Here is a 26,535-nt window from a genome sequence, read left to right as displayed (position 1 = left end):
GAGAGGGGAAGGGTAAATTGTACTATGGAAGGAGACGGTGCGGGGGTGGGATTGTTCGCATCCCACCCAATGACGGTGGTTGCGGTGAGCCTCACTCCGCCGGCTGGCGCCCTTCGACATAGCCCTTGCGCAGCTGTTCCTGATACCAGCGGCGGTGGTGCTCCATCGCCCAGTTCTCGTCGACCTCGCCGGAGCCCATGGCGTCGAAGGCGCCTTCCATGCCGATGGTGCCGATGTAGATGTGACCGATCACCGCGGCGATCAGCGCCGCCGCCAGCAGCCCGTGGATGACATGGATGGTCTGCATCCCGCCGATCCCGGTGAAGGCGAAGGGCACCATCAGCAGATAGCCGGTGGCCGCCATCACGACACCGCCCAGCACGATGCTCCAGAACACCAGTTTCTGGCCGGCATTGAAGCGCCCGGCTTCCGGATGATGGCCGGCCTTGGAGAAGAGCCCGCCCGCCGACTTGATCCAAATCCAGTCGGCCTTCTCCGGAATATTGTCGCGCAGCCACAACGCCATGATCATCAGCAGCCCGACGACGAAGGGCACGCTGACGAAGTTGTGGATCGACTTCGAATATTCCGCCAGCGGCGTGAAGGCCTGATGGCCGATCAGCGGGATCAGCAGCGGCCGGCCGAAGGTCAGGATCACGCCGGTCAGCGCCATGGTCAGGAAGCTGACCGCCGTCGTCCAATGGGCGAAGCGGTCCAGCCCGTTGAAGCGCAGCACCAGCCGCCCCGCCTTGCCGCCATGGATGCGGATCGTGCCGCGATAGAGGAAGAAGATCGCCAGCACCACCGTCATGCCGATGGCCAGCCCGCCGATGGCCAGCCGCAGCGTGTGGGTGCGCCACTCCCGCCATTCCCGCCCTTCCGGCTGGACCAGCACCGCCAGCTTCTCGTCCGGGATGCTGACGCGGCCGACGACCTTGTCGTCCTGCGGGACGTAGAGCGGCACCTGCTCCTTCGTGGTGGGGGAGTTGGCGCCGGGCACCTGGGTGAGTTGCGCTTGTGCGAAAGTCGGAGCGGCCAGCAGGACGATCAGCAGCAACAGGGCGGAGAGGGGGCGCATGGGTTGGTCTCCCGGTATGGTCTCTCATCTGGGAGGGCGCCGGTCGCCCCCTCCCTAACCCTCCCCCGCTAACGCGGGAGAGGGGACTGCCGCCGCTCCGCGCAAAACTCTGCCAAGCATCCTGCCCCCTCTCCCGCGGAGCGGGGGAGGGATGGGGAGGGGGCGACCGGCGCGACGCTCACGCCCCTCCCGTCCCCGGCGCGCCGGGCGTGAAGGGGGAGCCGCGCTCATTCCGCCCATAGGCGGTGGACCAGCCCGGCGCACCGGAGCCGTAGCCGCGCCGCAGCGACCGTTCCTGATAGATGTCGGCCAGGATGGCGCCGTCGCCGGCCATCAGCGCGCGGGTGGAGCACATCTCCGCGCAGAGCGGCAGCTTGCCCTCGGCCAGCCGGTTGGCGCCGTATTTCTGGTACTCCTCGACGCTGCCGTCCGGTTCGGGACCGCCGGCGCAGAAGGTGCACTTGTCCATCTTGCCGCGGCTGCCGAAGTCGGTGGTGCGCGGGTATTGCGGCGCGCCGAACGGGCAGGCGTAGAAACAATAGCCGCAGCCGATGCACAGATCCTTGCTGTGCAGCACCACGCCGTCGGCGGTCTGCAGGAAGCAGTCGACCGGGCACACCGCGGCGCAGGGCGGGTCGTTGCAATGCATGCAGGCCATGGAGATCGACCGCTCGCCCGGCTTGCCGTCGTTCAGCGTGACCAGCCGGCGGCGGTTGATGCCCCAGGGCACCTCATGCTCGTTCTTGCAGGCGGTGACGCAGGCGTTGCATTCGATGCAGCGTTCCGAATCGCACAGGAACTTCATCCGGGCCATCGTTCTACTCAGCTCCTGCACGTCATGCCGGTTCGACCCGGCAGAGGGTGACCTTGGTTTCCTGCATGAAGGTGACGGGGTCGTAGCCGTAGGTCGTCACCCCGTTGGCCGGCTCGCCCAGCACGATGGGGTCGGTGTCGGGCGGGTAGTTGCCGCGCAAGGACTCGCCCTGCCAGAAGCCGGAGAAGTGGAAGGGCATGAACACCGTGCCGCCGCCGACGCGGTCGGTGACCAGCGCCCGCACCTTGGCCTTGCTGCCGTCCTCCGGCCCATAGACCCAGACCCAGGCGCCGTCCCGGATGCCCAGTTTTTCGGCGTCCCTGGTGTTGATCTCCGCGAACATCGACTGCTGCAGTTCGGCCAGCCAGGGGTTGGACCGGGTTTCCTCGCCGCCGCCCTCATACTCGACCAGCCGGCCGGAGGTCAGGATCATGGGGAAGCGCTGGCGCAGGTCGCTGTCGGCCACCTTGAACTGAAGCGAGCGGGCAAGCTGGACCAGACGGAAGTCGCGCCGGTCCTCGATGGCCGGGAAGTCCTTCACCAGATCGGGGCGCGGGGAATAGATCGGCTCGCGATGGATCGGCACCGGATCGGGCAGGTTCCAGGCGACGGCGCGCGCCTTGGCGTTGCCGTGCGGCACGCAGCCATGCTTCAGCGCCACGCGGATGATGCCCATCGACAGGTCGGTCTGCCAGCTGACATTGTCCACCTCTGCCCCGCCGCCGCCGATGGCCTGGATGACCCGCATCTCGTCGGGCGTCAGATCCTTGTCCCAGCCCAGCTTCTTCAGCACGGCCATGGTGAATTCGGGATAGCCGTCCTCGATCTCCGACCCCTTCGAATAGGAGCCGTCGGCCAGCAGCGAGACGCCGTTGCGCTCCACCCCGAAGCGGGCGCGGAAGACGCCGCCGCCGTCCATCACATGCTTGGAAGTGTCATACAGCACCGCCGATCCGGGATGCCTGATCTCCGGATGGCCCCAGCTGGGCCAGGGCAGGCCGTAATAGTCGCCGGCGCAGGGGCCGGAGGAGGCGCGCATGGTGATCTTGTCGAAATCGGCCTGATGCTTCATGTGCATCTTCAGCCGTTCCGGCGACTGGCCGGTGGCGCCGATGGACAGGCAGCTGCGGTTCATCTCGCGCAGGATGTCCTCCGGCACCGGCCGGGTGTCCTCCACCGTGATGTGCTTGAACATCCGGTCGGCGAAGCCCAGCTTGCGCGCCAGCAGGTACATGATGGTGTAGTCGTCCTTCGATTCGAAGATCGGCTCCACCACCTTTTCCCCCCACTGCATCGAGCGGTTGGAGCAGGTGCGCGACCCGTCGGTCTCGAACTGGCTGCAGGCCGGCAGGATGTAGGTGCCGTTGCGCCGCTCCTTGATGGCGGCGAAGGTGGTCGGGTGCGGGTCGGCGATGACCAGCAGGCTCAGCTTCTCCAGCCCCTTCACCATCTCCGGCATGCGGGTGACGGTGTTGCCGCCATGGCCGAAGCACATCATGGCGCGCAACGGGCTGGGCTGGTCGATGTCGCCCGGCTTGGCCAGCACCGCGTCGAACCAGCGCGTGGTCGGGATGCCCTTGGCCTCCATCAGCTCCTTGGAGGCGAAGCGGCCCTTCAGATAGTCGTATTCGACGTCCCAGGCGCGGGCGAAATGCTTCCACGCCCCTTCGGCCAGCCCGTAATAGGCGGGCAGCGTGCTGACGTCGAGGCCGAAGTCGGTGGCGCCCTGCACGTTGCAGTGGCCGCGATAGATGTTGGCGCCGCCGCCGGCCACGCCGATGTTGCCCAGCGCCAGTTGCAGGATCGACAGCGCGCGGACGTTGGCGGTGCCCACCGTGTGCTGGGTGACGCCCATGCACCAGATCACGGTGCTGGGCTTGTTCTTCGCTATCACCTCCGCCACCCGGCGAAGCTGGGCGCCGGGAACGCCGGTCACCCGTTCGACCTCCTCGGGAGTCCACTTCTTCACCTCGGCGCGGATCTCGTCCATGCCGTAGACGCGCTGGCGGATATAGTCCTTGTCCTCCCAGCCGTTTTCGAAGATGTGCCACAGCAGGCCCCAGGCGATCGGGATGTCGGTGCCGGGACGGATGCGGACATATTCGGTGGCGTGGGCGGCGGTGCGGGTGAAGCGCGGGTCGATGACGATGAAGGGCGCGCGGTTGTGCTCCTTGCCGCGCAGCATGTGCTGCATCGACACCGGGTGCGCCTCCGCCGGGTTGCCGCCGACGATCAGCAGCGCCTTGGAGTTCTGGATGTCGTTGTAGCTGTTGGTCATGGCGCCGTAGCCCCACGTGTTCGCCACCCCGGCGACCGTGGTGGAATGGCAGATGCGCGCCTGATGATCGACGTTGTTGGTGCCCCAGAAGGCCGCCAGCTTGCGGTAGAGATAGGCCCCCTCGTTGGAGAATTTCGCCGAGCCCAGCCAGAACACCGCGTCGGGACCGGACGCCTGCCGGATCTCCAGCAGCTTGTTGCCGATCTCCTCGATCGCCTGGTCCCAGGTGATGCGTTGCCAAACCCCATCCACCAGCTTCAGCGGGTATTTGACCCGGCGGGTGCCCTTGGTCAGTTCGCGCACCGAGGCGCCCTTGGCGCAGTGGGTGCCCTGGTTGATCGGGCTTTCCCAGCCCGGCTCCTGCCCGACCCAGACGCCGTTCTGCACCTCGGCGATCACCGTGCAGCCGACCGAGCAGTGGGTGCAGACGTTCTTGCGCGTCACCACCTCGACATTCGGCAGGATGGGACCGGCCTCCGCCTTGCGGATCATCGCGCCCGGCAGCGCGCCGACCGCGGCGATGCCGCCCGCGGCAAGGCCGGAGCGGCGCAGGAAGCCGCGGCGGCTGACACCCGATTCCAGGCTGTCGGCCAATGCCGCGACCAGTCCCGACCGCTTTGCGCCTGCCGTTTTCGCCGAGCTGCGTTTGACCAGCATGGACTCCCTCCGGATCGCCCTACAGGCGGTTCAGCGCATAGAAGCGCTTGACGTGTTCGGTTTCGCGATAGCGGGTCTTCAGTTGCTCCTGCGGCGATTCCATCGCCTGCGCCGCGTCGCCGGCCGGCAGCACGGCGGCCGCGGCGGCGCCGGCCGCACCCAGGCCCAACGTCTTCAGGATGTCGCGGCGCTGCAGCGGATTGCCGGGCGGGGGATTGCGCGGGGGTTCTGGCGGCGTCTTCATGCGTCGGCCTCCTCCAACTGGTCGGTCTGTCGGTTGAGAGCTACCCGTTCGATCTCCAGGAACAGGCGGCCGATGGTGCCGACCGGGCGGTAGAGGCCGGCCGTCTCGGCCCCTTCCAGATCCTGGAAGAAGCGCCCGGCCCAGGGCATCAGATGGCTGTCCAGCATATGGCGCTGCACCGCCGGGTCGGCCTCCTCGCGGATCAGCACCGCCATCACGTCGCACAGGGCGGCGATGTGGTCCTCCGGCTCCGACACGCCGGGCACGCGCTCCAGCCCCAGCGCCTGAAGGTCGGCGCGCAGGGCCGACAGCGGCCGGTCGGTCAGGAAACCCGTGCGGTAGTAGGAGGCGTAGGGGACCAGCTCGCCCTGGACGACGCCGATGAACAGCGCGTTGAACTCGCGCTCCACCGCTTGGGGGCCGGTGGCACGGGCGCGGGCAGCCAGATCGTCGAAGGCGCGGCCGATCGGCGTCGCATCGCCGGAAAGGCCGCCCAGCAGCGCCAGCAGGTCGGCGCCCGGCGGGGCCGCCAGCGTCAGCGCCAGCAGCCGGTAGACGTCGGCGCGCAAGCCATCCGCGCCGCTTTCCGGATCATGAACCGTCATCACACTCCCGCAAGCCGCTCCGGAACCCTCAACGAAGGCCATGGCTGGCCTGAATAGGAACAACGCCGGGCAGGACCAAAGGTTGCCTTACCCGGTCGGAGCTACCCGGCCGAGGTCATCCCTTATTCCCGCCTTGTTCCCGACTGAGGGGTCATTCCTTGCGGTCGGTCTGCGGTCGGCCGGAGAAGTTGCGGTGCTCGACCGACGCCTCCTCCCCCACCCGCGCGCCCACAGAGGCGAAAGTCTCGTCGGCGCTGCGGGCGAACAAGGTCGGCAGGACCGCCCAGGCGCCACCCGCCAGGACGAGGATGGCGACGAGCGCGGCAAGGAAGGCTTTCATCGGCAAATCTCCGGACAGCGCTGACCGGAACGAAGCCGCGCTGCCGGCTCCGCCCACGTTACGCACAACGCCGCCAAAGCCCGATTGTTTCCGTCCGATCTTTTCCGCTTGATATGCTCTGATCGAGCACATATGGTTTTGCTCAGAACGAGCATAGAGCGGAGCACATGATGCCCGAGGTCGCCGAACTCGCCTACACCCCTGCCGTCGCTGCGGCGACCGCGCCGATCTATGAGCGGATGAAACGCGTCGTGCCGGCCATCGAATGGCCCTTCCACGCGCCGCTGGTCCACGCCATCAACGAGCTGAAGCGCGAGCGCAACGCCGTCATCCTGGCGCACAACTACCAGACGCCGGAGATCTTCCACGGCGTGGCCGACATCGTCGGCGACAGCCTGGCGCTGGCCGCCAAGGCGACGCAGACCGACGCCGACGTCATCGTGCTGGCCGGCGTGCATTTCATGGCGGAGACGGCGAAGCTGCTGAACCCGGCCAAGACGGTGCTGATCCCCAGCCGCAACGCCGGCTGCTCGCTGGCCGACAGCATCACCGCCGCCGACGTCCGGCTCCTGCGCGAGGCGCATCCCGGCGTGCCGGTGGTCGCCTATGTCAACACCTCGGCCGAGGTGAAGGCGGAGGTCGACATCTGCTGCACCTCCGGCAACGCGGTGGAGGTGGTGGAATCGCTCGGCGTCGACCGGGTGATCTTCCTGCCCGACGAGTATCTGGCGAAATACGTCGCCACCCAGACCAAGGTCGAGATCATCGCCTGGAAGGGCCATTGCGAGGTGCATGAGCGCTTCACCGGCGCCGAGATCGAGGAGTTCCGCCGCCGTTTCGACCGGCTGACCGTGATCGCCCATCCCGAATGCCCGCCCGACGTGCTGGACGCGGCCGATTTCGTCGGCTCCACCGCCCGCATGATCGATTTCGTCGGCAACGAGAAGCCGCCGCGGGTGCTGATGGTCACCGAATGCTCGATGAGCGACAACGTCGCCGCCGCCTCGCCCGAGACGGAGTTCGTGCGCCCCTGCAACCTCTGCCCGCACATGAAGACGGTGACCCTGTCGAGCATCCTGGAGTCGCTGCAGACCCTGGAGCCGCGCGTCGAGATCCCCGACGCGCTCGCCGCCCGCGCCCGCCGCTCGGTGGAACGCATGCTGGCGGTGAAGCCGAAGTGAGCGCGTAGAAACGCCCTCTCCCGCCCCGGGAGAGGGAGGGGACCCGCGCCGGGGGCGGGGGGAGGGTGAGGGGCGATCCGGACATGGATCCCTGATCCTCACCTCCCCCCTCACCCTTCCCATGCTGCGCATGGGCCCCTTCCCTCTCCCGGGGCGGGAGAGGGAGAATCAGGAGTCCCCCATGACCTCCAGCACGCCTTACGATGTCCGCGATGCCGAGGTGATCGTCGTCGGTTCCGGTCTTGCCGGGATGACCGCCGCCCTGCAACTCGCCCCGCGCGCCGTCACCCTCATCACCAAGACCACCGGCCTGCCCGGCGGCTCCAGCCTCTACGCCCAGGGCGGAATCGCCGCCGCCGTCGGTCCCGGCGACCGGCCGGAGGACCATGCCGCCGATACCGTCGCCGCCGGGGCCGGGCTGGTCGACGCCGCGATGGCGGCCCTGCTGACCCGCGACGGCGCCGCCCTGGTCCGCCGCCTGCTCGACGACGGCCTGCCCTTCGACCGCGCGCCCGACGGCTCGCCGCTGCTGGGCCGCGAGGCCGCCCATGGCGCCGCCCGCATCGTCCATGCCGGGGGCGACGCCACCGGACGGACGCTGGTCACCGCCCTGGCCGACCGCCTGCGCACCACCCCGTCGGTGCGGGTGGAGACCGACGCCTTCGCCGTCGATCTCGTGCTGCGCAACGGCCGGGTCTGCGGCCTGCTGGCCTGCCATCCGGAGGGTTGGGTGCTGCACCGCGCGCCCCGCGTGATCCTGGCGACCGGCGGCATCGGCGCCACCTTCGCCCGCACCACCAATCCGGCGGAGGCCACCGGCGACGGCCTCGCCATTGCCGCGCGGGCCGGGGCCCGGCTGGCCGACCTGGAGTTCGTGCAGTTCCACCCCACGGCGCTGGCCGTCGACGCCGACCCGGTGCCGCTGCTGACCGAGGCGCTGCGCGGGGCCGGCGCCGTCCTGCTCGACCGCCAGGGCCACCGCTTCATGCCCGACGAGCATCCGCTGGCGGAACTGGCGCCGCGCGACGTGGTCGCCCGCGCCATCGGCCGCCGCGTCTCGGCGGGGGAGCCGGTGTTCCTCGACCTGCGCCCGGCGCTGGCTGCCAAGCCCGACGGCTTCCCCACCGTGCTGGCGCTTTGCGCCGAGCATGGGCTGGATCCCTTCGCCGAGCCGATGCCGGTGGCGCCGGCCGCCCACTATCATATGGGCGGCGTGGTCACCGACGCCGACGGGCGCACCAGCCTGGAGGGGCTGTGGGCCTGCGGCGAGGTCGCCTGCACCGGCGTCCATGGTGCCAACCGTCTGGCGAGCAATTCCCTGCTGGAGGCGCTTGTCTTCGGCGCCCGCGTCGCCCGCGACGTGGCGGAGCGCCCCCTGGCGCCGCTGCCGCCCTTCGCCCTGCCCCGTCCGCCGGCGGTCGCCGCCGATGTGAGCCATATCCTGCTCGACGCCATCGGGGCGGAGGCGCGCACCGCGCTCTATGACGGCGCCGGGCTGGTGCGCGACGGGCTGGGACTGCTGGCCGCCCGGCGCAAGCTCGACCGGTTGGCGGCGGCCCTGGACATGCTCCGGTGCGAGGAGGATGACGCCCACGAAGACGCCAAAGCCCCGCCGGACATCGTCCGCCTGTGGGGCGAGGCGCGCAACCGGCTGCTGGTCGGCCGGCTGGTCGTCCATGCCGCGCTGGCGCGGGAGGAAAGCCGCGGCGCCCATTGCCGCAGCGACCATCCCCTCCCCAACCCCATCCATGGTGATGGGGCAACCACCCGCACCCTGACCCTCAGCGATCTGGCCGGCACCGCCGGTCCCCTGTCCGGAGACGCCGCATGCTGCATCCTCTGACCGTCGAGCCCATCGTCCGCGCCGCCCTGGTGGAGGATCTCGGCCGGGCCGGCGACATCACCACCGACAGCATCATCCCGGCCGACGCGGTGGCGACCGCCCGCATCGCCGCCCGCAAGGACGGCCGCGTCGCCGGGCTGGAAGCGGCGCTGATCGCCTTCCGCCTGCTCGATCCCGACATCGCCGTGGCGCTGGAACGGATCGACGGCGAAGACGTCCCCCCCGGCGGCACCATCGCCACGCTGACCGGCAAGGCCCGCGCCCTGCTGACGGCGGAGCGCACGGCGCTGAACCTGATGGGCCGGCTGTCCGGCATCGCCACCGCCACCCGCGCCCTGGTGCGCGAGGTGGAGGGCACCAATGCCCGCATCGTCTGCACCCGCAAGACCACCCCGGGATTGCGCGTTCTGGAAAAGCATGCGGTGAAGCTGGGCGGCGGCTTCAACCACCGTTTCGGGCTGGATGACGCCGTCCTCATCAAGGACAACCACATCGCCGTTGCCGGCGGCGTGCGCCCGGCGGTGGAGCGCGTCCGCGCCGCCATCGGCCACATGGTGAAGGTGGAGGTGGAGGTCGACACGCTCGACCAGCTGGACGAGCTGATGGGCCTGCCGGTCGATGTCGTCCTGCTCGACAACATGGACCCGGACACGCTGCGCCGCGCCGTGCGGATGGTCGACGGCCGCCTGCTGACCGAGGCGTCGGGCAACGTCACGCTCGCCACCGTCCGCGCCATCGCGGAAACCGGCGTCGACATGATCTCCTGCGGCTGGCTGACCCACAGCGCCCCGAATTTGGATCTGGGGCTGGATATGTGAGGGGGAGACTTGGAAAGGAACTCCTCTCCCCGGGGGGAGAGGCTACGGAATGCACAGATCTCGCGGACCAACAAGGCACTGGACTCAAGAACTTCGTCGGCCGTCATTCCCGCGAAGGCGGGAATCCAGTTGCTTCAGCCGCTTGATTGCGAAGTTTCCTGGATCCCCGCCTTCGCGGGGATGACGCAAAGTCTCTTTGATTCCAAATGAATAACGTCACTTGGCGATCTGTGCATGCCGTTGCGGCGAAAGGGTTTCCTCCCCCCTTACGCCGCCAGCTTCTCGACCTTGCCGTCGAGGCCCATCAGCAGCAGTTCGACCTCGAGGTCCGGGTGGCGTTCCTTGACCATCGCCTTCAGCTTGGTCAGGTACTGGCCATGCACCTCGGCCTCCTTGGCCGGATCGGGCGACAGGTCCATGCCCAGGAAGACCTTGTAGGCGCCGCAGTCGCGGTGATCCATGACGATCACGCGCTTGATGTGGTGCAGTTCCTTGGCGACCGCGACATGGTCCCAGAACGCCTCGCCCCAGGCGGGCTTCTTCTCGGTCAGCGCACCCAGGCTGGCGCCGGCCAGGATGACGTGGTCGTAGTTCGCCTGCATGTTGCGGGCGTTCATGTAGCTGGCGACATGGCCCATCAGGCGATAGTCCATGCAGGACAGCAGAAGCGTGTCGACGCTGCCGGCCAGGGCCGGGCGGCTCATCATCATCGGCGCCATCAGCGTCACGCCGGCACCCAGCGTCGCCAGCTTCAGGAACCCGCGGCGCGAGCTGTGTTCGCCCTGGCAGCAGCCATGGTGATGACCGGTCGAATGATCCATTGTGCCCTCCCAACACGCCCCGAACCCGTATCGGGGGTTTCACGCGCGATGGTGGCAGCTAAGTATTAAAAATTCCAATACATGGGCTTCCACAGTGCGGAAAAGCAACGATCGCTCACCTCTGTGGTATTTTTCGGATAGATCGACCCACAACCCGATTTCATTGCATTTTTAACCGGAAAAGAAAACGGGCCGCCCCGGTTGGGGACGGCCCGTTTCCATGCATGGATGTTCCTGGTCGTCAGCGTTCAGCCATCACCCGCCGCGCGTGGTGCTGGGCGCCGGCGTGCCGGCCGACCCGACGGTGCTGGAGGCCGGCGGCGGCGAGGCGCTTGCGCTGTGGGTGGACGAACAGTCCGCGTTGGCGATCCCCGCCGTCAGGAGAGTGGCGAGACCGAACAATGCGGCGACGACCGGACTGGCTCCATGAGACATTGGATCACCTCCTTTCTGAAACGTTGCGACCACCAACAGATTGCCGCAGCGCGGCACTCGGTCAATGGCCGATTCGAACAATCGCGATGCCGTCTCCCAATGGAACAGGTTCTGATCGTAAGCTTGAGCAGCGTTATCGGGTTTCCAGCAGCCCGCTCATCGTCGCGAACAGCTCCGACTTCGCTTCGAATCCGACGCCCGGCAGGTCGGGCAGGCGCACCCGGCCATCCTCGACCGCGATACCGTCGGCGAAGCCGCAGAAGGGCTTGAAGACGTCGGGGTAGGATTCGTTGCCGCCCAGATGCAGGCCGGCGGCGATGTTCAGCGACATCTGGTGCCCGCCATGCGGAACCACCCGCCGGCTGGACCAGCCATTGTCCTTCAGCATGTCGAGCGTACGCAGATACTCCACCAGCCCATAGCTCAGCGCACAGTCGAACTGCAGCCAGTCGCGGTCGGCCCGCATGCCGCCATGGCGGATCAGGTTGCGGGCGTCCTGGTGGGAGAACAGGTTCTCGCCGGTCGCCATCGGGCGGTCATAGTGGTTGGCGAGTTCGGCCTGCAGCGCATAGTCCAGCGGGTCGCCGGCCTCCTCGTACCAGAACAGGCCGTAGGGCTTCAGCGCCTCCGCATAGTTTATGGCGGTGTCGAGGTCGAAGCGGCCGTTGGCGTCGACGCACAGGTTCTCACCCGACCCGACCACTTCCAGCACCGCGTCGATGCGGCGCAGATCCTCCGCCAGCGGCGCACCGCCGATCTTCATCTTCACGACCTTGTATCCGCGGTCGCGGTAGCTGCGCATCTCGTCCTGAAGCGCCGTCACGTCCTTGCCGGGATAGTAGTAGCCGCCGGCGGCATAGACCCAGACGCTGTCGTCGGCCACCCCGCCACGGAAACGGTCGGCCAACAGGCGGTAGAGCGGCACGCCGGCGATCTTCGCCACGGCATCCCACACCGCCATGTCGATGGTGCCGACGGCGACGGAACGCTCGCCATGACCGCCCGGCTTCTCGTTGGTCATCAACCGCGCCCAGATGCGGAACGGGTCGAGGTTCTCGCCGCTGTCGTCCAGCAGGCTGTCGGGCGCGGCCGACATCAGCCGGGGAATGAAGCGCTCGCGCAGCAGCCCGCCCGCGGCATAGCGGCCGTTCGAATTGAATCCGTAGCCGATCACCGGCTTGCCGTCGCGCACCACGTCGGTGACCACCGCGACGACGCTGCACGTCATCTGGCTGAAATCGATGAAGGCGTTGGCGATGTCGGACTTGATGCCGGCGGTCTGCTCACGGATTTCGACGATGCGCATGGCGGTTCCCCTTGCAACGTGGTGGCGTGTTCGATGCCGGCACTGTAGGGATGAGGCGGGCCGCCGGGCCAATGCCAAGGTCGGAACGCATCATGCGGGTTCGGCATGGGCGCCGGAAAGCCGGCCCGCCAGACGTAACGAAAATCCCGCGACGAAGATTCCGTGACGAAGATTGGGCGATGGAACTCTCCTGGCTCGACGATTTCCTGGCGCTGGTCGATTGCGGCAACTTCTCCCGCGCCGCCGACGCACGCCACCTGACCCAGCCGGCCTTCAGCCGCCGCATCCGCGCGCTGGAGGATTGGGCCGGCACCCCGCTGTTCGACCGCAGCGCCCAGCCGGTGACGCTGACGGAGGCCGGGCGCCGCTTCCGCCCCTTCGCCGACGAGACCGTGCGCCGCCTGCTGCAGGGCCGCGAGGAGGCCCGGCTCGCCGCCCAGTCGGAGGCCGCGACCCTGCGCTTCGCCGCCACCCACGCGCTGTCGCTGACCTTCTTCCCCTCCTGGCTGCGGGCGCTGGAGGCGCGGGCGAGGTTGGGCGCCATCACCCTGTCGTCCGACAGCATGGAGGCCTGCGAGCGGCTGATGCTGGCCGGCCAGGCGCAGTTCCTGCTCTGCCATGCCCACCCGGCGGCGGCCGGCCGGCTGGACGCGGAGTCATTCCGCTCCGTCGTGGTCGGCGGCGACCGTCTGCTGGCGGTGACCGCCCCCGATGCCGCCGGCCGGCCGCGCCATCTGCTGGCGGATGGGGAGAGCAAGCCGCTGCCGCACCTGTCCTACAGCCGCGAATCCGGCATGGGCCGCATCCTGGAGGCGGTACGGGCGGTGCAGCCGCTGACCAATGCGCTCGACACCGTCTTCACCTCCCACCTCGCGGCGGTGCTGCGCACGCTGGCGCGCGACGGGCGCGGGGTGGCATGGCTGCCGGAAAGCCTGATCGCCGAGGATATGGCGCGCGGCACCCTGGTGCGCGCCGGGGTGCCGGCCGGCGACGAGCGCTGGACCGTTCCGGTGCAGATCCGGCTGGTCCGCCCCCGCGCCCGCCAGAGCAAGGCGGCCGAAAGCTTCTGGACGCTCGCGGTCGAAGCCGCCCTGTGGCGCAACGCCGAGTCGCCGACGGAATCAGCCACATCGGTGGCCGCCCCGGTTGCCGGAGCGGAACCGGTCACGGAAAAAGAGTTGTGACCGTTTGACCGCAAGTCACTTTGATCGTTGACATTCTCGACAAAGGCTGTCCAACCGCGCGATTTCGCTGGCGCTAACCCTTCCGATCGGGCAAAATTTGCCTAGTTGGTTTAGGAAGCGTCGCATCAGCGACCGGAGGAACGATCATGGGCGTCAGCAGCATTGGCGGTATCGGCGGCTATCAACAGCAGCCCTACGCCACCCCGCTCAGCAGCGGCCCGGCCGCGGCGCAGCGGTCCACCTCCCCCGTCGAATCCGCGCAGGAAGACCAGACCGAGCGCACCCGCCGCCAGCAGGAGGCGCAGACGGTCCAGAGCGGTTCCAGCGGCGGCAACACCACCCCCACCCGCGGCCAGAATCTCAATATCTCGGTCTGAACCGGATCGGGACGGGTAGCGGGAACGGCTGGGAGAGCGAAGCGGGGCGGCACCCGGCCGGGGGCTGTCTCAACGGCAACGCCTGGAAAGCGGGCAAGAAGCGCGGGAGGCACCGATGGATATCCGTGGCGTTTCCAGCACGACGGCGATCCGACCGACGGCTTTCCAGCCGACGGAGGCTGGGTCCGCTTCGGCATCGCCTGCCGCCGACAGCACCGGCGGCACCGCCGATGGCGGGACGGACAAGGCTTCGGGCCCCGGCTATATCAGCCCCTTCCTGCGCTATGACCAGGGCGCGCGGGTGGCCGTTCTGTATTTCCGCGATTTCGACACCGGCGAAACCCAGGACCAGATCCCCTCCCAGCGCGTGGTCGAGGAATACCGCCGCACCGCCAGCCGCCTTGCCCAGGAGGACGAGCGGAAATCGGCCGCGGCGAAGACGGAAACCAGCGGATCGACGGACGGCTCCAGCAGTGGAACGGCGGTCTCGTCGGGCAGTGCCTATACCCCGGCGGCGAGCGACTCCGGGTCGTCCGGTGCGTCGATCGGCGTTTCGTTCGCAAGTGCTTCGGGCGGCGGCGGGACGGCAGCGGGGACCAGCGCTGCGGCGCCGACAACCGGCGGGCCTAGCGGTGGGTCGCCGGGTGGGCTGGTTTCGGTGACGGTTTGAAGGGCGACGTTGTCGCTCAATGCCCCCTCCCCATCCCTCCCCCGCGTTCCGCGGGAGAGGGGGCAGGATGCTTGTCGGCGTAACTGATTTGGGGTGCGGCGGCAGTCCCCTCTCCCGCGCAGCGGGGGAGGGTTAGGGAGGGGGCAGCAGAACCCCACACTCCCAAACCTCACCCCCCGGCCGCCTCCTCCTCCGCCTGCCGGCGCCTGAACCCGACCAGCGCGGTTTCGTCCAGCATCGCGGCCTCCTTGCGCTTCTGCTTGTCGCGCTCGCGCTTCAGCCGCTCCTCTTCCGCCAGTTCATAGCGCTTCAGTTCCTGGAACGCCTCGGCCATCTCGTCGGTGGCGATGTTGATCTGCGCCTCAACCTGGCCCAGGGATTCGCCAAGCTTGCGGCCGCGCTCCAGCGCCGCCTGGGCGAAGTTGGAATAGGTGAAGGAGACGGAGAAGTCGTCGCGCACCGTTTCCTGTTCGTGCGCGATCTCCTGCTTCACCTTCTCGATCTCGTTGCGCAGCCGGTCGGCCAGCGTGTGGAGTTCCGCCAGGACCCGACGCTTCTCGTCCAGTTGCAGCTTCTGCAGGCGGATGATCGTTTTCAGGCTCATTGCGGCCACTGCACCCCAAAGATTTCAGCGAGCATGGCGTAGCTGGTCTCCAGATCGGTGGCCTCGCGCTTGCCCTGCTTCAGGAAGGCTTCCAGCGCCGGCTGGTAATGGATCGCCTCGTCCACCTGCGGGTCGGTGCCGCGGCGGTAGGCGCCCAGCCGGATCATCTCCTCCATGTTGTCGTAGGAGGACAGCAGGCGCCGGGCATAGCCGACCAGTTCATTCTCGTTCGCCGTGTTGCAACCCGGCATGGTGCGCGACACGCTGCGCAGGATGTTGATGGCGGGGTAGCGCCCGCGCTCGCCGATTTTGCGTTCCATCACGATGTGGCCGTCCAGGATGCCGCGCACGGCGTCGGCGATCGGTTCGTTGTGATCGTCGCCGTCGACCAGCACGGTGAACAGGCCGGTGATGGTGCCCGACCCGACCACCCCCGGCCCGGCGCGCTCCAGCAGGCGCGGCAACTCGGCGAAGACCGTCGGCGGATAGCCCTTGGTCGTCGGCGGCTCGCCGGCGGACAGGCCGATCTCGCGCTGGGCCATGGCGAAGCGGGTGACGCTGTCCATCATGCACAGCACGTCGCGGCCCTGGTCGCGGAAATGCTCGGCCACCGCCAGCGTCATGTAGGCCGCCTGCTTGCGCATCAGCGGCGCCTCGTCCGATGTCGCGCAGACGACCACGCTACGGGCAAGCCCCTCCTCGCCCAGATCCTCGGTGATGAACTCCTGCAATTCGCGTCCGCGCTCGCCGATCAGGCCGATCACCGCGACCTCGGCGGCGGAAAAGCGCGCCAGCATCGACATGACCGACGATTTGCCGACGCCCGATCCGGCGAAGATGCCCATGCGCTGGCCGCGGCAGCAGGTGAGAAAGGCGTTGATGGCGCGGATGCCCAGGTCCAGCTTGCCCCCCACGCGGGCGCGGGAATGGGCGTTGGGCGGGTTGTTGCGGATCGGCGTGCCTTGCGGTCCCTTGGGCAACGGCCCCTTGCCGTCCACCGGTTCGCCCAGCGCGTTGACGACACGGCCGAGCCAGGCGTCGGTCGGGTGGATCATCGCCTGGTCGCCGGCCACCAGCGCGCGGCAGCCCAGGCCCACCCCGTCGAGCGCACCGAAGGGCATGGCGAGCGCCCGCCCCTGCCGGAAGCCGACGACCTCGCACGGAATGCGGCGGCGGTCGCGCGTCTCGACGATGCAGCGGCCACCGACAGACAATTCCTTTTCGATCCCGCCGACCTCGACCATCAGGCCGGACACGGCGGTGACGCGGCCGTAACGGCTGCGGTCGGGAATCTGGTCGATGTCGCGGATCAACTGATCGATATCGAACGGCATGGATCGGATACCGGCGTTCCCAAGACGGAACGCGCTCCTATTAAGTGGTAGTTCTGTGGACGGAGGCGACGTTAACCACCATGATCGCATCTTGCGATGGAAGGATTAACGTTGTGTAAGCGCTTGGCGCTGGCGTTAAGCTGAATCGTCTGTTAACTTGTGTAAACGGGATGGTTGAAATCGATCATCAAGGATCGGGGACCATTACCAGAGTCGGGTAGCGAAAGCGCGCCATCAAACGTCGGGATATCGCCATGAGGGTTCTGCTGGTTGAAGACGATTCCTCCGTCGCCAAAAGCATCGAGTTGATGCTGAACACGGAAGGATTCATCGTCGACTCTACCGACCTGGGTGAAGACGGGCTGGAGATCGGCAAACTCTATGATTACGACATCATCATTCTTGATCTGATGCTGCCGGACATCGACGGGTACGAGGTTCTTCGCCGCCTGCGCGCCGCGCGCGTCACCACCCCGATCCTGATCCTGTCCGGCCTGACCGAGATGGACAACAAGATCAAGGGGCTGGGTTTCGGCGCCGACGATTACCTGACCAAGCCGTTCGACAAGCGCGAGCTGATCGCCCGCATCCAGGCCATCGTCCGCCGGTCGAAGGGCCATTCCGACAGCATCATCCGCACCGGCCGCCTGACCGTCAACCTCGACACCCGCACGGTGGAGGTCGACCAGTCGCCGCTGCACCTGACCGGCAAGGAATACGGCATCCTGGAGTTGTTGAGCCTGCGCAAGGGCACGACGCTGACCAAGGAGATGTTCCTGAACCATCTCTATGGCGGGATGGACGAGCCGGAACTGAAGATCATCGACGTCTTCGTCTGCAAGCTGCGCAAGAAGCTGGCCGCCGCCACCCAGGGCGACAACTACATCGAAACGGTGTGGGGCCGCGGCTATGTGCTGCGCGACCCGCACGAGGAAGTCGCCGAGGGCAATCCCCCGCCGCCGCCGCGCGTGCCGCAGCAGCAGGCCGCCGGCTGACATCAGGCCCGCATTTCTTTTTCGTCCGCCCATCGAACGCCCGGCCGTCTTTCACCTTGAAAGCGGGACCGGGCGTTCCCATGTCTGACTGGTCATTCTGCTTCGGACTGCGGGGCGTTCAAACGCCCCCACGCTCAGCCCCTCTTTTTTCGCCATCGCGATCATGCCTTAGCGGGCATTTGGGGGCCGCCATTCCCACACCCAGTCTGATGCGCCGCACCGGTGGTGCGGCGCCCTTCGCGTTATGGGAGACAGACATGCCCGTCGGCACCGTCAAATGGTTCAACAGCACCAAGGGCTTTGGTTTCATTCAGCCGGAAAGCGGCGGCCCGGATGTGTTCGTTCACATCTCCGCTGTCGAACGCGCCGGGCTGCGCAGCCTGGTCGATGGCCAGAAGATTTCCTACGAGGAGCAGCGCGATCCGAAGCGTGGCAAGACCTCGGCGGAAAATCTGAAGGCGGTCTGACCGCCTGACCGCCGACCTGCGGAAAAAGGGGCATCGGGAAACCGGTGCCCTTTTTCCGTGTTGCACAAGTCCCTGTTGCCCAGACGCAGGGCTCTGCCCAGAGGAGAACCGCTATGGCTTTCAAACCGAATTACAACCAGCAGCGGGCCGAGCGCAACCGGGCCAAGGAACAGAGGAAGCAGGAAAAGCTTCAGCGTCGCGAGGAAGAGGTCGCCGCCCGCCGTGCCGGCAATCAGACCGACGGCGACCAGACCGATGCCGAACAGAGTGGGCAGGACGATGCGGACGCGCAGGATGACGCCGTCCCGACCGATACCGATACCAAGATCGATACCAACAATGCCTGACCGGCCGACCGCAAGCGCGGCCGACCGCGACCATACGGAGGACAGGCCATGGCCCGTCAAAAGAAACAGCCCGTCGACAACGCCTTCGCGCTCTTCGATGTGATCTACCAGGACGGTGCGCGCACCTCGAACCGCAAGGTGCCGACCGCCGACATCGACCAGTTCGATCGCGAGAACTCCATCCGCACCTTCATCGAGCAGCAGGACCGCAAGATCGCGGAAATGTCCGGCAACCCGCGCGGCCCGATCAAGTCGATCACGCCGTCGGCCTGAGAAGCAGTGCCCTTCCTGGCTGGCCGTCATCCCCGCGAAGGCGGGGATCCAGCCATTTCAAGTGCTTAAGCTGAAAGCCTGGATCCCCGCCTTCGCGGGGATGACATCCGTCAGGGCGAAGCCCCAGGGTTCACGCCACCTTGGCGCCGGCGGCGGAGAAGCCGCCCATGCTGTAGAGGCCGCGCTGGCCTTCGACCGGCTTGAACTTGTCGGTGATGCCCAGCACCGTTTCCGCCCCGCCCAGATACAGAACGCCGTCCTGCGGCATCTGGCGGGAAATCGACTCCAGCACCTTCGCCTTCGTCGGCTGGTCGAAATAGATCAGCACGTTGCGGCAGAAGACAATGTCGAACTGGCCCAGCGCCGACAGGTCGCCCAGCAGGTTCCATTCGCGGAACGACACCATCTGGCGCAGCTGCTGGCTGATCTGCCACTTGTCGCCGTTCTGCTTGAAATGCTTCACCAGCATGGTGATCGGCAGGCCGCGCTGCACCTCGAACTGGGTGTAGATGCCGGACTTCGCCCGCTCCACCATTTCCGCCGAGATGTCGGTGCCGACGATCTCGATGCGCCAGCCGGCCAGCTTCGCCGCCTCGTCGTTCAGGATCATCGACAGCGAATAGGCTTCCTGCCCCGACGAACAGGCGGCCGACCAGATGCGCAAGGACCGCTTGGCCGCCCGCGCCTCCATCAGCTTCGGCAGCACCAGCTGGCGGAACTGGTCGAAGGGCTTCTGGTCGCGGAAGAAGGACGACTCGTTGGTCGTCATCGCTTCCGTGATGTCGCGCAGCAACGCCTCGTCCTTGCGGGTGCGGACGGTGGTCGCCAGCTCCTCCAGCCCCTTCATGTTCCACTTGCGCGCCACCGGCATCAGCCGGGATTCGAGCAGGTATGCCTTGTCGCGGGTGAGGACCAGGCCGGAACGCTGCTTGAGCAGCGTGGAGAACATGTCGAAATCTTCGACTCTCATGCTGCCCTCGAAGCGAGCTTGCGGATGTGGGGACCGATTTCCTTGAGCGGCAGGATGGCGTTGCAGATGCCGGCTTGCGCCACGGCACCGGGCATGCCCCAGACCACGCTCGACGCCTCGTCCTGGGCGATCAGGGTGCCGCCGCCGTTGACCACGTCGGTGCAGCCCTTCAGCCCGTCCTGCCCCATGCCGGTCAGGATGCAGGCCAGGATCTTGCGTCCGCCGAAGGCCTTCAGGATCGACCGCATCATCGGATCGACCGCCGGGCGGCAGAAATTCTCGGGCGGATCCTTGCTCAGCGTGATCACGTTGGCCCCGCCGCGCTGCGCCACCAGCATGTGGAAGTCGCCGGGCGCGATATAGCAGCGGTTCTGCACGACCGGTTCGCCGTCCTTGGCCTCGCGCGCGTCTATCCCGCACTGGCGGCTGATGTGCTCGGCCAGGATGGTCGTGAAGGTCGCCGGCATGTGCTGGGTGATCAGGATCGGCTGGCTGACGCCGGTCTTCAGGTGCGACAGCACCTCGAACAGGGCCTGCGGGCCGCCGGTGGAGCTGCCGATGGCGATCACGTCCGGCTTCACCGCGATGCCGGCCGGGGCCGGACGGGTGGTGATCGGCCCGATCTCGCGCTTCAGCAGCCCGACCGGAGCCGCCGGGGTCAGCGGGCGGATCTCGCCGCGGCTTCGCGACCCGGCACGCCGGGCGGCGGCGCCCAGCGCCTTGACCTTGGCGACCAGCTCGCGCTTGAAGTCCTCCGCCCCGCCGATCTCGCGGGTGGAGGTCGGCTTCGGGATGTAATCGGCGGCACCGGCCGACAGGCAGCGCATCGAAACGTCGGCTCCGCGCAGCGTCAGCGTGGAGGCCATGATGATCTTCACCTGCGGCGCCACCGCCAGCAGCTTCGGGATGGCGGTCAGCCCGTCCATCACCGGCATTTCGATGTCCAGCACGATGACATCGATGGAATTGCGCTGCAGCGAATTGACCGCCATCTGCCCGTCGCCGACGGAGGTGACGACGCGGATGTCCGGGTCCCCTTCCAGCGCGCGGGTCAGCAGGCCACGGATGACGGCGGAGTCGTCCACCACCATGACCCGGACGGGATCCGGGTTGGCCGGTCGCGCGGTGGTGAGGGGGCCTCTGCCAAAACTGTCCGACATAACGGCGATTCGCCTTTCAACTCGACATGTTCAACGCGGCTTTTCCCGGGCGGCTTCTCCCGGCACCCGGGCCTGGAATGCGGCCAGGATCAGAGAAGGCCGACCTGCGCGAACTTGGTCTGGATGATGTCGCTGTCGAAGGGCTTCATGATGTACTCGTTGGCCCCGGCGGACAGCGCCTCCTGGATGTGGGCGAGGTCGTTCTCGGTCGTGCAGAACACCACCTTGGGCTGCTCGCCCCCGCTCATCTTGCGCAGCCGGCGCAGGAACTCGATCCCGGTCATCACCGGCATGTTCCAGTCCAGCAGGATGGCATCGGGCATCTGCGCCGCGCAGGCTTCCATCGCCTGCTTGCCGTCCTCCGCCTCGCTGCAGGCGAAGTTCAGCTCTTCCAGGATCTTGCGCGCGACCTTGCGGACAACGCGGCTGTCATCGACCACCAGGCAGGATTTCATTGCGGCAGGGCCTCAGGTCATCTGTTCGTCGGCAATAGCCGGCCGGCGGGACCGGCGCTCTCCATCGCGAAGAGCGCCGCGAGCCGTCAGGCCGTCTCGATGGTTGTGAAGTTGAGCAGACGGGGCACGTCCAGCACAACCATCAACTGGCCGTTCAGCCTATAAATTCCGGTCGAGACCTCCCGCCAACGCGGATCCAGCGTCGCCGGGTTGCGTTCGAAGTCCTCCTTGGTCAGGCTCAGCACCTCGCCGACCGAATCGACCATCAGGCTGTACAGCTCGCCGCGCAGGTCGACGACGATCGACATGCCCGGCTTGTCCTTGGGCCGGCCGGTCAGGCCGAGCCGCAGGCGGACGTCGATGGCGGTGACGATGCGGCCGCGCAGGTTCAGCGATCCGGCGACCTCCGGCGGGGCCAGCGGGATGCGGGTGATCCGCTGATGGCCCAGCACGTCCTGCACCTGAAGGACCGGGATGCCGAACATCTGGTCGGCGATCGTCATGGTCACAAAGTCCTGGTTGCCGGAGACGACGAGATCGTCGCCCCTCGATTTCCGGACGGTGGACGGCAGCTTGGCGTTGCTCATGCGGCACCTTTCTGTTCGGTCAGCGTCTGCTGCAGCGCGAAGAGCAGCGCGTCACGGTCGAACTTGGCGACATAGTCGTTGAAACCGGCGATCCGGCCGCGGTCGAGGTCACGGGCGCTGGCGTGGCTGGACAGCGCCACCATCGGCACACGATGCCAACGGCTGCCGTGGCGCACCGCCTCGGCGAAGTCGAAGCCGCTCATGCCCGGCATCTCGATGTCGGAGACGATGACGTCGAAGTCCTCGCCCGCCTCGCAGAGAGCCAGCGCGTCGCCGGCATTCTCCACCGCCGTCACGTCGTAACCGGCGACCGACAGCAGCGGCGTCAGCAGGTTGCGGAAGAACGGGCTGTCGTCCACCAGCAGCACGCGCTGCAGCTTCTCCTCCTCGAACCCCTCCTGGGTGGAGGAGCCGAACCAGTCCTTGTAGGCCTGGGTCAGGAAGAAGCCGGCGTCGATCACCTCGGTCGCCTTGCCGGCGATGATGGCCGAACCCATCAGGCCGGGACGCTCCGCGGCCAGCTGGACGTTCAGCTTCTCCTCGACGATGTCGACGATCTCGTCGACGATCAGGCCCATCGAGCGGTCGCCGTCGGCGAAGACCAGGACCGGCTGGCGGCCTTCGTTGGCGATGACGAAGTTCGGGTTGATCGGCACCAGCGGCATCAGCTTGCCGCGATACTGGACCACCGGCAGGCCGTTCGACAGCTCGACCGTGGCGAGATCGACGTCCTCCAGGCGGGCGACCAGCGACAGCGGCACCGCCTTGGGCGCGCCCTCGCCGGCGCGGAACAGCAGGAGCGCCATCTTGTCCTCCTGGCGCTGGGTCTGGACCGCGGTGGTCTCCTTCCCGGCGGCCTCGCCCATCGCCATCTCGCCGGTGGCCGACGCGATGCCGTTGGGGTCCAGGATCATGATGACCGAGCCGTCGCCCAGGATGGTGTTGCCCGAGAACATCTCGATGTGGCGCAGGATCGGCGCCACCGGCTTCACCACGATTTCCTCGGTGTCGAACACGCGGTCGACCATGATGCCGAAGGTGTAGGTGCCGACCTGGGTGACGACGATGAAGGTCTCGTCCTCGGTCTTGGCGGCGCCCTCGCTGTCGTCCAGCCGCAGCAGCTGCTGCAGCGACACCAGCGGCAGCAGGCGGTTGCGCAGGCGCAGCACCGGCGTGCCCTTCAGCCGTTCGATGGTGTGCTCGCTGTCCGACGCGGCCCGCACCAGCTCAACCACGCTGATCTGCGGGATGGCGAAGCGTTCGCCGGCGCACTCCACGATCAGGGCCGAGACGATGGCCAGCGTCAGCGGGATCTTGATGACGAAGGTCGAGCCCTTGCCCTGGACCGACTTGATCTCGATCGTGCCGCCGATCTTCTCGATGTTGGTCTTCACCACGTCCATGCCGACGCCGCGGCCCGACACGTTGGTGACCTTGGCGGCGGTGGAGAAGCCCGGCTTCATGATGAACTGGATGATCTGCTGGTCGGTCATCGAGGCCAGCTCGCCTTCCGACGCCATCCCGTTCTGGATCGCCTTCTGCTTGATCCGGTCGATGGCAAGGCCCTTACCGTCGTCCTGGATCTCGATGATGATGTGGCCGCCTTCGTGATAGGCGTTCAGCGTGATGCGGCCGGTCTCCGACTTGCCGGACTTCAGGCGCTCCGCCGGGATCTCCAGGCCATGGTCGGCGCTGTTGCGCACCATGTGGGTCAGCGGGTCCTTGATCAGCTCCAGCACCTGGCGGTCCAGCTCGGTGTCGGCGCCGAGCATCTGGAGGTCGATCTTCTTGTTCAGTTCGTGCGCAAGGTCGCGCACCAGGCGCGGCAGCTTGGCCCAGGCGTTGCCGATGGGCTGCATGCGCGTCTTCATGACGCCTTCCTGCAGCTCCGACGTCACATGGTTCAGGCGCTGCAGCGGGGCGGCGAACTCGCTCTCCTTCTGCGACCGCAGGATCTGCAGCAGCTGGTTGCGGGTCAGCACCAGCTCCGACACCATCGTCATCAGGTTTTCGAGCAGGTCGACGTTGACGCGGATGGTCTGCGCGGCGACCGCCGATTCCTTGGTCGCGGCCTCGGCGCCCGCATCGGCGGCACCGCCGCCGGCCGAACCGCCGCCCGAACCGCCGCCCGAACCGCCGGCGTTCGCCATCGGGGCGACCGGGGCCGGCATCTTGGCGGCCGCCGGCTCGGCGTCGGGCACGACGAGGTCCTGCGACGGGGCCGGCTCCTCGGCCGGCTCGGGCGCGCGGGTGGCGACCGCGGTGCCGGCGGCCGGGGCGGGAATGTCGTTCGGGCCGGGGGTGGAGTTCCACAGCGCCTCCAGCTCGTCCAGCGTCACCGGACGGGACTCCGACGCGGCGACCGCGGGGGCGGTCGGCGGGGGCGGCGGGGGCGGAGCGGCGGCGGCCGGAGCGGGGCCGCCCAGCTTGCCTTCGGCGCACAGGTTCAGCCGCTCGATCAGCGGCAGGTCGTCGCCCGGCGGTTCCGCCTCGGTCGCTTCCAGGACCGCCAGCAGGCTCTTGATGGTGTCCAGAGCCTGCAGGATCAGCGACACCGCTTCCGGGTTGATCGTCAGTTCGCCGTCGCGGAACTTGCCCAGCACGTTCTCGGACGCGTGCGCCACCTTCTCCAGGCGGGGCAGGCCGAGGAAGCCGCAAGTGCCCTTGATGGTGTGAACGAGCCGGAAGATGTTCGACAGCAGTTCCGGATTGTTGGGGTTCTGCTCCAACCGGACCAACTCGACGTCGAGCACCGAGAGGTTTTCGTTGGTTTCCGTCAGAAATTCGGACAGCAGATCATCCATGTCGCATTCCCCAGGCCCAATGTTTATGGTCCGCGCCGGCCTGCGGCTCGAACGGGCGGCTTTGCCGACCGCCGGTTGCGCTCCAGTCCAGGTAGGGTGGGAGCCTGTCAAACACTGATTAAGAGAACCTTACCTCTTCCGATAGGGAGTCCTCCCGGAGCTTCCACCGGTAGGATCGGGGTTCCATTGTCACAGGGAGGATCGATGACCGACGCCGAACTCGCCCAATCCGTGCGCGAAGCCGTGGAACGCCTCAACGCCGCACTGGCGGAGGCCGCGCGCCACAATCTGGCGGTCACGCTGCGCACCACGTCCCACCAGACCACCGGCGGAGTGGAGCAGGTCGTGCTGGAGCCGCGGATCTTCAAACAGCTTTAGGGGCAGCGCTCGAAGGGTCTCAGAACTTGCGATCTCTCATCGGATCTCGCTATGGGCCCCTCTCGGCCGTCATTCCCGCGAAGGCGGGAATCCAGCCGTTTCAGCCGCTTGCTTGCGGAGTTTCCTGGATCCCCGCCTTCGCGGGGAAGACGACCGATAATCGCCCCCATAAACTTACCGTCACTCACCATTCCGCGGTGAAGACCAGCCGCTCGCTGCTTTCGGTGGCGACGGCGATGCGGAAGCCGTCGCTCTCGGCCAGCCGGCCGGCGAGATAGGCGTGGATGGTGCGCGGGGTCAGCGCGTCGGCCCCTGCCGTGCCGGCCAGCGCCGCCGCGGCCTCCGGGTTGAGCGTGCCCGGCCGGCCAGCGGCGGTCACGGTGATGCGGCCGGCGGTCTCGTCGCCGTCGGCGGCGACGGAGACCAGCCCGCCATGGGTCAGCGCCTCGTCCGCCAGCATCACCAGATTCAGCACCAGCTTCACCACGCCGCGGCGCTGGGCGGTCATGTCGTGAGGCACCCGCTCCGGCCAGTCGAGCCGGGTGCGCCCGCCCTCGACATAGCCGGCTGCGGCGGCGCGGGCGTCGCCGAATCCCTTCTGGTCGCGCCCGGCGACCCCATAGGCCAGCCGGAACACCCGGAGCCGGCGGTCGGCCTGACCTGAGGAATGGTCGATCAGCTTCACCGCCTCGCCCAGGAAACCGCCGACCGCCGGGCCGCCTTCCTCTTCCTCCTGCATCTCCTCGATCAGTTCCAGGCCGTTGCGGATGGCGCCGACCGGGCTGACCAGATCGTGGCAGAGCTTCGACGCCAGCAGTTCCAGCACGCGGATGTCGACGCTGACGGGGCGGGAGGACGTTTCGGTCACAGGGCGGACTCCGGGAAAAAAAGGAACGGCGACGGCGCGGTGCCGGAGACTCTATACTCTCCGGGCGCCGCCGCACAGGCGGTCGCATTTCCTATGTAGAATAGCGGCATGGATGGGACGCGACATGGACGATTCGCTGGTGCCCGGCGCCTGGGTGCGCCACCCGGACCGGCCCGACTGGGGACTGGGACAGGTGCAGTCGGCCATCCGCAACCGCATCACGGTGAATTTCGAGCATGCGGGCAAGGTGTTGATCGATTCCGACGTCATCTCGCTGACGGTGGTCGATCCCGACGCGATCTGAGGCCCGGCATTCGAGGGTTTGGGGCTCCGCACTCCGGGAAAGCGCGGATTGCGCGGCACCGGCAGCTTTGCTTTTATGCGAATGATTTCGGACGCCTGTTTGGGAGAGACCACATGAAGGCAATGATCCTCGGCTTCGCCGCCGCGGCGGTGATCGCGCTGGGCACGGCGGCCGTGCTGAATTCCTTCGGCCATTCGACCGCGGAGCGCTATTCCAGCACGTCCGTCCGCCTCTGAAGAGAAAATCGCGCAGGCGAAAATCACGCCGCCCCGTTCCACGAAAAGGCGACTTCCGGCTGCCCGGCGCACGGTGTAGGATCGGTCGATCCATGACCGGAC

At 67.5% G+C, this 26,535-nt stretch carries 30 protein-coding genes; 13 read left to right on the top strand and 17 right to left on the bottom strand.

Features of this window, described 5'->3' with window-relative positions; genetic code table 11:
• Positions 1-91 precede the first annotated feature (91 nt).
• The 6 genes from FZ029_RS10935 to FZ029_RS10910 all read right to left on the bottom strand — a co-directional run bounded on the left by FZ029_RS10935 (position 92) and on the right by FZ029_RS10910 (position 6,016).
• Positions 92-1,078, bottom strand: coding sequence for a formate dehydrogenase subunit gamma (locus tag FZ029_RS10935; RefSeq protein WP_149269265.1), 987 nt, complete (start codon positions 1,076-1,078; stop codon positions 92-94).
• Between the two features lie 178 nt (positions 1,079-1,256).
• Positions 1,257-1,892 (bottom strand): formate dehydrogenase FDH3 subunit beta, encoded by a 636-nt coding sequence (gene fdh3B, locus FZ029_RS10930; RefSeq protein WP_149269264.1) that lies wholly within the window; start codon positions 1,890-1,892, stop codon positions 1,257-1,259.
• 22 nt (positions 1,893-1,914) lie between these two features.
• Positions 1,915-4,827 carry a formate dehydrogenase subunit alpha gene (locus FZ029_RS10925; protein ID WP_149269263.1) on the bottom strand — a complete coding sequence of 971 codons (2,913 nt, stop codon included), beginning with the start codon at positions 4,825-4,827 and terminating at the stop codon, positions 1,915-1,917.
• A gap of 19 nt (positions 4,828-4,846) precedes the next feature.
• Entirely contained in the window at positions 4,847-5,071 is a 225-nt protein-coding gene (locus tag FZ029_RS10920; RefSeq protein WP_149269262.1) for a hypothetical protein, read from the bottom strand.
• Entirely contained in the window at positions 5,068-5,676 is a 609-nt protein-coding gene (locus tag FZ029_RS10915; protein WP_149269261.1) for a molecular chaperone TorD family protein, read from the bottom strand. The genes FZ029_RS10920 and FZ029_RS10915 overlap by 4 nt, the downstream gene beginning before the upstream one ends.
• Positions 5,677-5,827: 151 nt before the next feature.
• Entirely contained in the window at positions 5,828-6,016 is a 189-nt protein-coding gene (locus tag FZ029_RS10910) for a hypothetical protein (RefSeq protein WP_149269260.1), read from the bottom strand.
• A gap of 170 nt (positions 6,017-6,186) precedes the next feature.
• Between FZ029_RS10910 and nadA the strand changes: the two genes are divergently transcribed.
• From nadA to nadC, 3 genes are all read left to right on the top strand, one after another.
• A complete protein-coding gene (nadA, locus tag FZ029_RS10905) occupies positions 6,187-7,197 on the top strand; it encodes a quinolinate synthase NadA (protein WP_149269330.1) in 1,011 nt (336 codons plus the stop codon).
• A 181-nt stretch (positions 7,198-7,378) separates the two neighbouring features.
• The gene (locus FZ029_RS10900; RefSeq protein ID WP_149269259.1) at positions 7,379-9,040 is read left to right on the top strand and encodes an L-aspartate oxidase; all 1,662 of its coding nucleotides are present in this window, start codon (positions 7,379-7,381) and stop codon (positions 9,038-9,040) included.
• A complete protein-coding gene (nadC, locus tag FZ029_RS10895) occupies positions 9,025-9,858 on the top strand; it encodes a carboxylating nicotinate-nucleotide diphosphorylase (protein ID WP_149269258.1) in 834 nt (277 codons plus the stop codon). Before FZ029_RS10900 ends, nadC begins: the two co-directional genes overlap by 16 nt.
• Before the next feature lie 266 nt (positions 9,859-10,124).
• Here nadC and FZ029_RS10890 read toward each other — a convergent pair whose 3' ends face one another.
• The 3 genes from FZ029_RS10890 to FZ029_RS10880 form a co-directional block, all read right to left on the bottom strand.
• Complete coding sequence (locus FZ029_RS10890; RefSeq protein ID WP_149269257.1) at positions 10,125-10,679, bottom strand: carbonic anhydrase; 555 nt, start codon at positions 10,677-10,679, stop codon at positions 10,125-10,127.
• A 255-nt stretch (positions 10,680-10,934) separates the two neighbouring features.
• Complete coding sequence (locus FZ029_RS32965; protein ID WP_188051897.1) at positions 10,935-11,114, bottom strand: hypothetical protein; 180 nt, start codon at positions 11,112-11,114, stop codon at positions 10,935-10,937.
• Positions 11,115-11,247: 133 nt separating this feature from the next.
• Complete coding sequence (locus FZ029_RS10880; protein WP_149269256.1) at positions 11,248-12,420, bottom strand: mandelate racemase/muconate lactonizing enzyme family protein; 1,173 nt, start codon at positions 12,418-12,420, stop codon at positions 11,248-11,250.
• Positions 12,421-12,599: 179 nt separating this feature from the next.
• Between FZ029_RS10880 and FZ029_RS10875 the strand changes: the two genes are divergently transcribed.
• The 3 genes from FZ029_RS10875 (at position 12,600) to FZ029_RS10865 (ending at position 14,651) form a co-directional block, all read left to right on the top strand.
• Positions 12,600-13,604 (top strand): LysR family transcriptional regulator, encoded by a 1,005-nt coding sequence (locus FZ029_RS10875; protein ID WP_149269255.1) that lies wholly within the window; start codon positions 12,600-12,602, stop codon positions 13,602-13,604.
• A gap of 146 nt (positions 13,605-13,750) precedes the next feature.
• Positions 13,751-13,981 (top strand): hypothetical protein, encoded by a 231-nt coding sequence (locus tag FZ029_RS10870; RefSeq protein ID WP_149198721.1) that lies wholly within the window; start codon positions 13,751-13,753, stop codon positions 13,979-13,981.
• Positions 13,982-14,096: 115 nt separating this feature from the next.
• Positions 14,097-14,651, top strand: a complete 555-nt coding sequence (locus tag FZ029_RS10865) for a hypothetical protein (RefSeq protein WP_149269254.1) — start codon at positions 14,097-14,099, stop codon at positions 14,649-14,651.
• A gap of 169 nt (positions 14,652-14,820) precedes the next feature.
• Here FZ029_RS10865 and FZ029_RS10860 read toward each other — a convergent pair whose 3' ends face one another.
• Both FZ029_RS10860 and fliI read right to left on the bottom strand, forming a co-directional pair.
• Positions 14,821-15,255, bottom strand: coding sequence for a flagellar export protein FliJ (locus FZ029_RS10860; protein WP_109150424.1), 435 nt, complete (start codon positions 15,253-15,255; stop codon positions 14,821-14,823).
• Entirely contained in the window at positions 15,252-16,589 is a 1,338-nt protein-coding gene (gene fliI, locus FZ029_RS10855; RefSeq protein ID WP_149269253.1) for a flagellar protein export ATPase FliI, read from the bottom strand. Before fliI ends, FZ029_RS10860 begins: the two co-directional genes overlap by 4 nt.
• Positions 16,590-16,843: 254 nt before the next feature.
• Between fliI and FZ029_RS10850 the strand changes: the two genes are divergently transcribed.
• The 4 genes from FZ029_RS10850 to FZ029_RS10835 all read left to right on the top strand — a co-directional run bounded on the left by FZ029_RS10850 (position 16,844) and on the right by FZ029_RS10835 (position 18,671).
• Positions 16,844-17,584 (top strand): response regulator transcription factor CtrA, encoded by a 741-nt coding sequence (locus FZ029_RS10850; protein WP_109150426.1) that lies wholly within the window; start codon positions 16,844-16,846, stop codon positions 17,582-17,584.
• A 257-nt stretch (positions 17,585-17,841) separates the two neighbouring features.
• Positions 17,842-18,051 (top strand): cold-shock protein, encoded by a 210-nt coding sequence (locus FZ029_RS10845; RefSeq protein WP_012977930.1) that lies wholly within the window; start codon positions 17,842-17,844, stop codon positions 18,049-18,051.
• Between the two features lie 113 nt (positions 18,052-18,164).
• Positions 18,165-18,398 carry a hypothetical protein gene (locus tag FZ029_RS32960; RefSeq protein ID WP_188051896.1) on the top strand — a complete coding sequence of 78 codons (234 nt, stop codon included), beginning with the start codon at positions 18,165-18,167 and terminating at the stop codon, positions 18,396-18,398.
• Positions 18,399-18,446: 48 nt separating this feature from the next.
• On the top strand, positions 18,447-18,671 hold the full coding sequence (locus FZ029_RS10835) for a hypothetical protein (protein ID WP_149198725.1): 225 nt from the start codon (positions 18,447-18,449) through the stop codon (positions 18,669-18,671).
• A gap of 130 nt (positions 18,672-18,801) precedes the next feature.
• Here FZ029_RS10835 and FZ029_RS10830 read toward each other — a convergent pair whose 3' ends face one another.
• The 5 genes from FZ029_RS10830 to FZ029_RS10810 form a co-directional block, all read right to left on the bottom strand.
• The gene (locus tag FZ029_RS10830) at positions 18,802-19,641 is read right to left on the bottom strand and encodes a protein-glutamate O-methyltransferase (protein ID WP_149198726.1); all 840 of its coding nucleotides are present in this window, start codon (positions 19,639-19,641) and stop codon (positions 18,802-18,804) included.
• Complete coding sequence (locus FZ029_RS10825) at positions 19,638-20,801, bottom strand: chemotaxis response regulator protein-glutamate methylesterase (protein WP_149198727.1); 1,164 nt, start codon at positions 20,799-20,801, stop codon at positions 19,638-19,640. The genes FZ029_RS10830 and FZ029_RS10825 overlap by 4 nt, the downstream gene beginning before the upstream one ends.
• 89 nt (positions 20,802-20,890) lie before the next feature.
• On the bottom strand, positions 20,891-21,256 hold the full coding sequence (locus FZ029_RS10820) for a response regulator (protein ID WP_045583532.1): 366 nt from the start codon (positions 21,254-21,256) through the stop codon (positions 20,891-20,893).
• 86 nt (positions 21,257-21,342) lie between these two features.
• The gene (locus tag FZ029_RS10815) at positions 21,343-21,843 is read right to left on the bottom strand and encodes a chemotaxis protein CheW (RefSeq protein WP_109047908.1); all 501 of its coding nucleotides are present in this window, start codon (positions 21,841-21,843) and stop codon (positions 21,343-21,345) included.
• On the bottom strand, positions 21,840-24,647 hold the full coding sequence (locus tag FZ029_RS10810) for a chemotaxis protein CheW (protein WP_149269252.1): 2,808 nt from the start codon (positions 24,645-24,647) through the stop codon (positions 21,840-21,842). The genes FZ029_RS10815 and FZ029_RS10810 overlap by 4 nt, the downstream gene beginning before the upstream one ends.
• Before the next feature lie 204 nt (positions 24,648-24,851).
• Here FZ029_RS10810 and FZ029_RS32955 point away from each other — a divergent pair, with 204 nt between their 5' ends.
• The gene (locus tag FZ029_RS32955) at positions 24,852-25,025 is read left to right on the top strand and encodes a hypothetical protein (protein WP_174757062.1); all 174 of its coding nucleotides are present in this window, start codon (positions 24,852-24,854) and stop codon (positions 25,023-25,025) included.
• A gap of 184 nt (positions 25,026-25,209) precedes the next feature.
• Here FZ029_RS32955 and FZ029_RS10805 read toward each other — a convergent pair whose 3' ends face one another.
• Positions 25,210-25,893, bottom strand: coding sequence for a histidine phosphotransferase family protein (locus FZ029_RS10805; RefSeq protein ID WP_149269251.1), 684 nt, complete (start codon positions 25,891-25,893; stop codon positions 25,210-25,212).
• 124 nt (positions 25,894-26,017) lie between these two features.
• On the opposite strand from FZ029_RS10805, the gene FZ029_RS10800 reads away from it, so the two are divergent.
• Together FZ029_RS10800 and FZ029_RS33920 are read left to right on the top strand one after the other, a co-directional pair.
• A complete protein-coding gene (locus tag FZ029_RS10800) occupies positions 26,018-26,197 on the top strand; it encodes a DUF3553 domain-containing protein (RefSeq protein ID WP_174757102.1) in 180 nt (59 codons plus the stop codon).
• A gap of 113 nt (positions 26,198-26,310) precedes the next feature.
• Entirely contained in the window at positions 26,311-26,433 is a 123-nt protein-coding gene (locus tag FZ029_RS33920) for a hypothetical protein (protein WP_281399533.1), read from the top strand.
• Positions 26,434-26,535: the final 102 nt, after the last annotated feature.

It is taken from the genome of Azospirillum sp. Sh1 (assembly GCF_008365135.1).
GTDB classification, from domain to species: Bacteria; Pseudomonadota; Alphaproteobacteria; order Azospirillales; family Azospirillaceae; genus Azospirillum; species Azospirillum oryzae.
The sequence above is the reverse complement of the archived record's forward strand: the minus strand, read 5'-3'. Positions and strand labels throughout refer to the sequence as shown.

Bases quoted from the DNA above. Each gene is read 5' to 3' on its own strand.
- FZ029_RS10935 (WP_149269265.1), bottom strand. From the start codon at position 1,078: ATGCGCCCCCTCTCCGCCCTGTTGCTGCTGATCGTCCTGCTGGCCGCT.
- fdh3B (WP_149269264.1), bottom strand. From the start codon at position 1,892: ATGGCCCGGATGAAGTTCCTGTGCGATTCGGAACGCTGCATCGAATGC.
- FZ029_RS10925 (WP_149269263.1), bottom strand. From the start codon at position 4,827: ATGCTGGTCAAACGCAGCTCGGCGAAAACGGCAGGCGCAAAGCGGTCG.
- FZ029_RS10920 (WP_149269262.1), bottom strand. From the start codon at position 5,071: ATGAAGACGCCGCCAGAACCCCCGCGCAATCCCCCGCCCGGCAATCCG.
- FZ029_RS10915 (WP_149269261.1), bottom strand. From the start codon at position 5,676: ATGACGGTTCATGATCCGGAAAGCGGCGCGGATGGCTTGCGCGCCGAC.
- FZ029_RS10910 (WP_149269260.1), bottom strand. From the start codon at position 6,016: ATGAAAGCCTTCCTTGCCGCGCTCGTCGCCATCCTCGTCCTGGCGGGT.
- nadA (WP_149269330.1), top strand. From the start codon at position 6,187: ATGCCCGAGGTCGCCGAACTCGCCTACACCCCTGCCGTCGCTGCGGCG.
- FZ029_RS10900 (WP_149269259.1), top strand. From the start codon at position 7,379: ATGACCTCCAGCACGCCTTACGATGTCCGCGATGCCGAGGTGATCGTC.
- nadC (WP_149269258.1), top strand. From the start codon at position 9,025: ATGCTGCATCCTCTGACCGTCGAGCCCATCGTCCGCGCCGCCCTGGTG.
- FZ029_RS10890 (WP_149269257.1), bottom strand. From the start codon at position 10,679: ATGGATCATTCGACCGGTCATCACCATGGCTGCTGCCAGGGCGAACAC.
- FZ029_RS32965 (WP_188051897.1), bottom strand. From the start codon at position 11,114: ATGTCTCATGGAGCCAGTCCGGTCGTCGCCGCATTGTTCGGTCTCGCC.
- FZ029_RS10880 (WP_149269256.1), bottom strand. From the start codon at position 12,420: ATGCGCATCGTCGAAATCCGTGAGCAGACCGCCGGCATCAAGTCCGAC.
- FZ029_RS10875 (WP_149269255.1), top strand. From the start codon at position 12,600: ATGGAACTCTCCTGGCTCGACGATTTCCTGGCGCTGGTCGATTGCGGC.
- FZ029_RS10870 (WP_149198721.1), top strand. From the start codon at position 13,751: ATGGGCGTCAGCAGCATTGGCGGTATCGGCGGCTATCAACAGCAGCCC.
- FZ029_RS10865 (WP_149269254.1), top strand. From the start codon at position 14,097: ATGGATATCCGTGGCGTTTCCAGCACGACGGCGATCCGACCGACGGCT.
- FZ029_RS10860 (WP_109150424.1), bottom strand. From the start codon at position 15,255: ATGAGCCTGAAAACGATCATCCGCCTGCAGAAGCTGCAACTGGACGAG.
- fliI (WP_149269253.1), bottom strand. From the start codon at position 16,589: ATGCCGTTCGATATCGATCAGTTGATCCGCGACATCGACCAGATTCCC.
- FZ029_RS10850 (WP_109150426.1), top strand. From the start codon at position 16,844: ATGAGGGTTCTGCTGGTTGAAGACGATTCCTCCGTCGCCAAAAGCATC.
- FZ029_RS10845 (WP_012977930.1), top strand. From the start codon at position 17,842: ATGCCCGTCGGCACCGTCAAATGGTTCAACAGCACCAAGGGCTTTGGT.
- FZ029_RS32960 (WP_188051896.1), top strand. From the start codon at position 18,165: ATGGCTTTCAAACCGAATTACAACCAGCAGCGGGCCGAGCGCAACCGG.
- FZ029_RS10835 (WP_149198725.1), top strand. From the start codon at position 18,447: ATGGCCCGTCAAAAGAAACAGCCCGTCGACAACGCCTTCGCGCTCTTC.
- FZ029_RS10830 (WP_149198726.1), bottom strand. From the start codon at position 19,641: ATGAGAGTCGAAGATTTCGACATGTTCTCCACGCTGCTCAAGCAGCGT.
- FZ029_RS10825 (WP_149198727.1), bottom strand. From the start codon at position 20,801: ATGTCGGACAGTTTTGGCAGAGGCCCCCTCACCACCGCGCGACCGGCC.
- FZ029_RS10820 (WP_045583532.1), bottom strand. From the start codon at position 21,256: ATGAAATCCTGCCTGGTGGTCGATGACAGCCGCGTTGTCCGCAAGGTC.
- FZ029_RS10815 (WP_109047908.1), bottom strand. From the start codon at position 21,843: ATGAGCAACGCCAAGCTGCCGTCCACCGTCCGGAAATCGAGGGGCGAC.
- FZ029_RS10810 (WP_149269252.1), bottom strand. From the start codon at position 24,647: ATGGATGATCTGCTGTCCGAATTTCTGACGGAAACCAACGAAAACCTC.
- FZ029_RS32955 (WP_174757062.1), top strand. From the start codon at position 24,852: ATGACCGACGCCGAACTCGCCCAATCCGTGCGCGAAGCCGTGGAACGC.
- FZ029_RS10800 (WP_174757102.1), top strand. From the start codon at position 26,018: ATGGACGATTCGCTGGTGCCCGGCGCCTGGGTGCGCCACCCGGACCGG.
- FZ029_RS33920 (WP_281399533.1), top strand. From the start codon at position 26,311: ATGAAGGCAATGATCCTCGGCTTCGCCGCCGCGGCGGTGATCGCGCTG.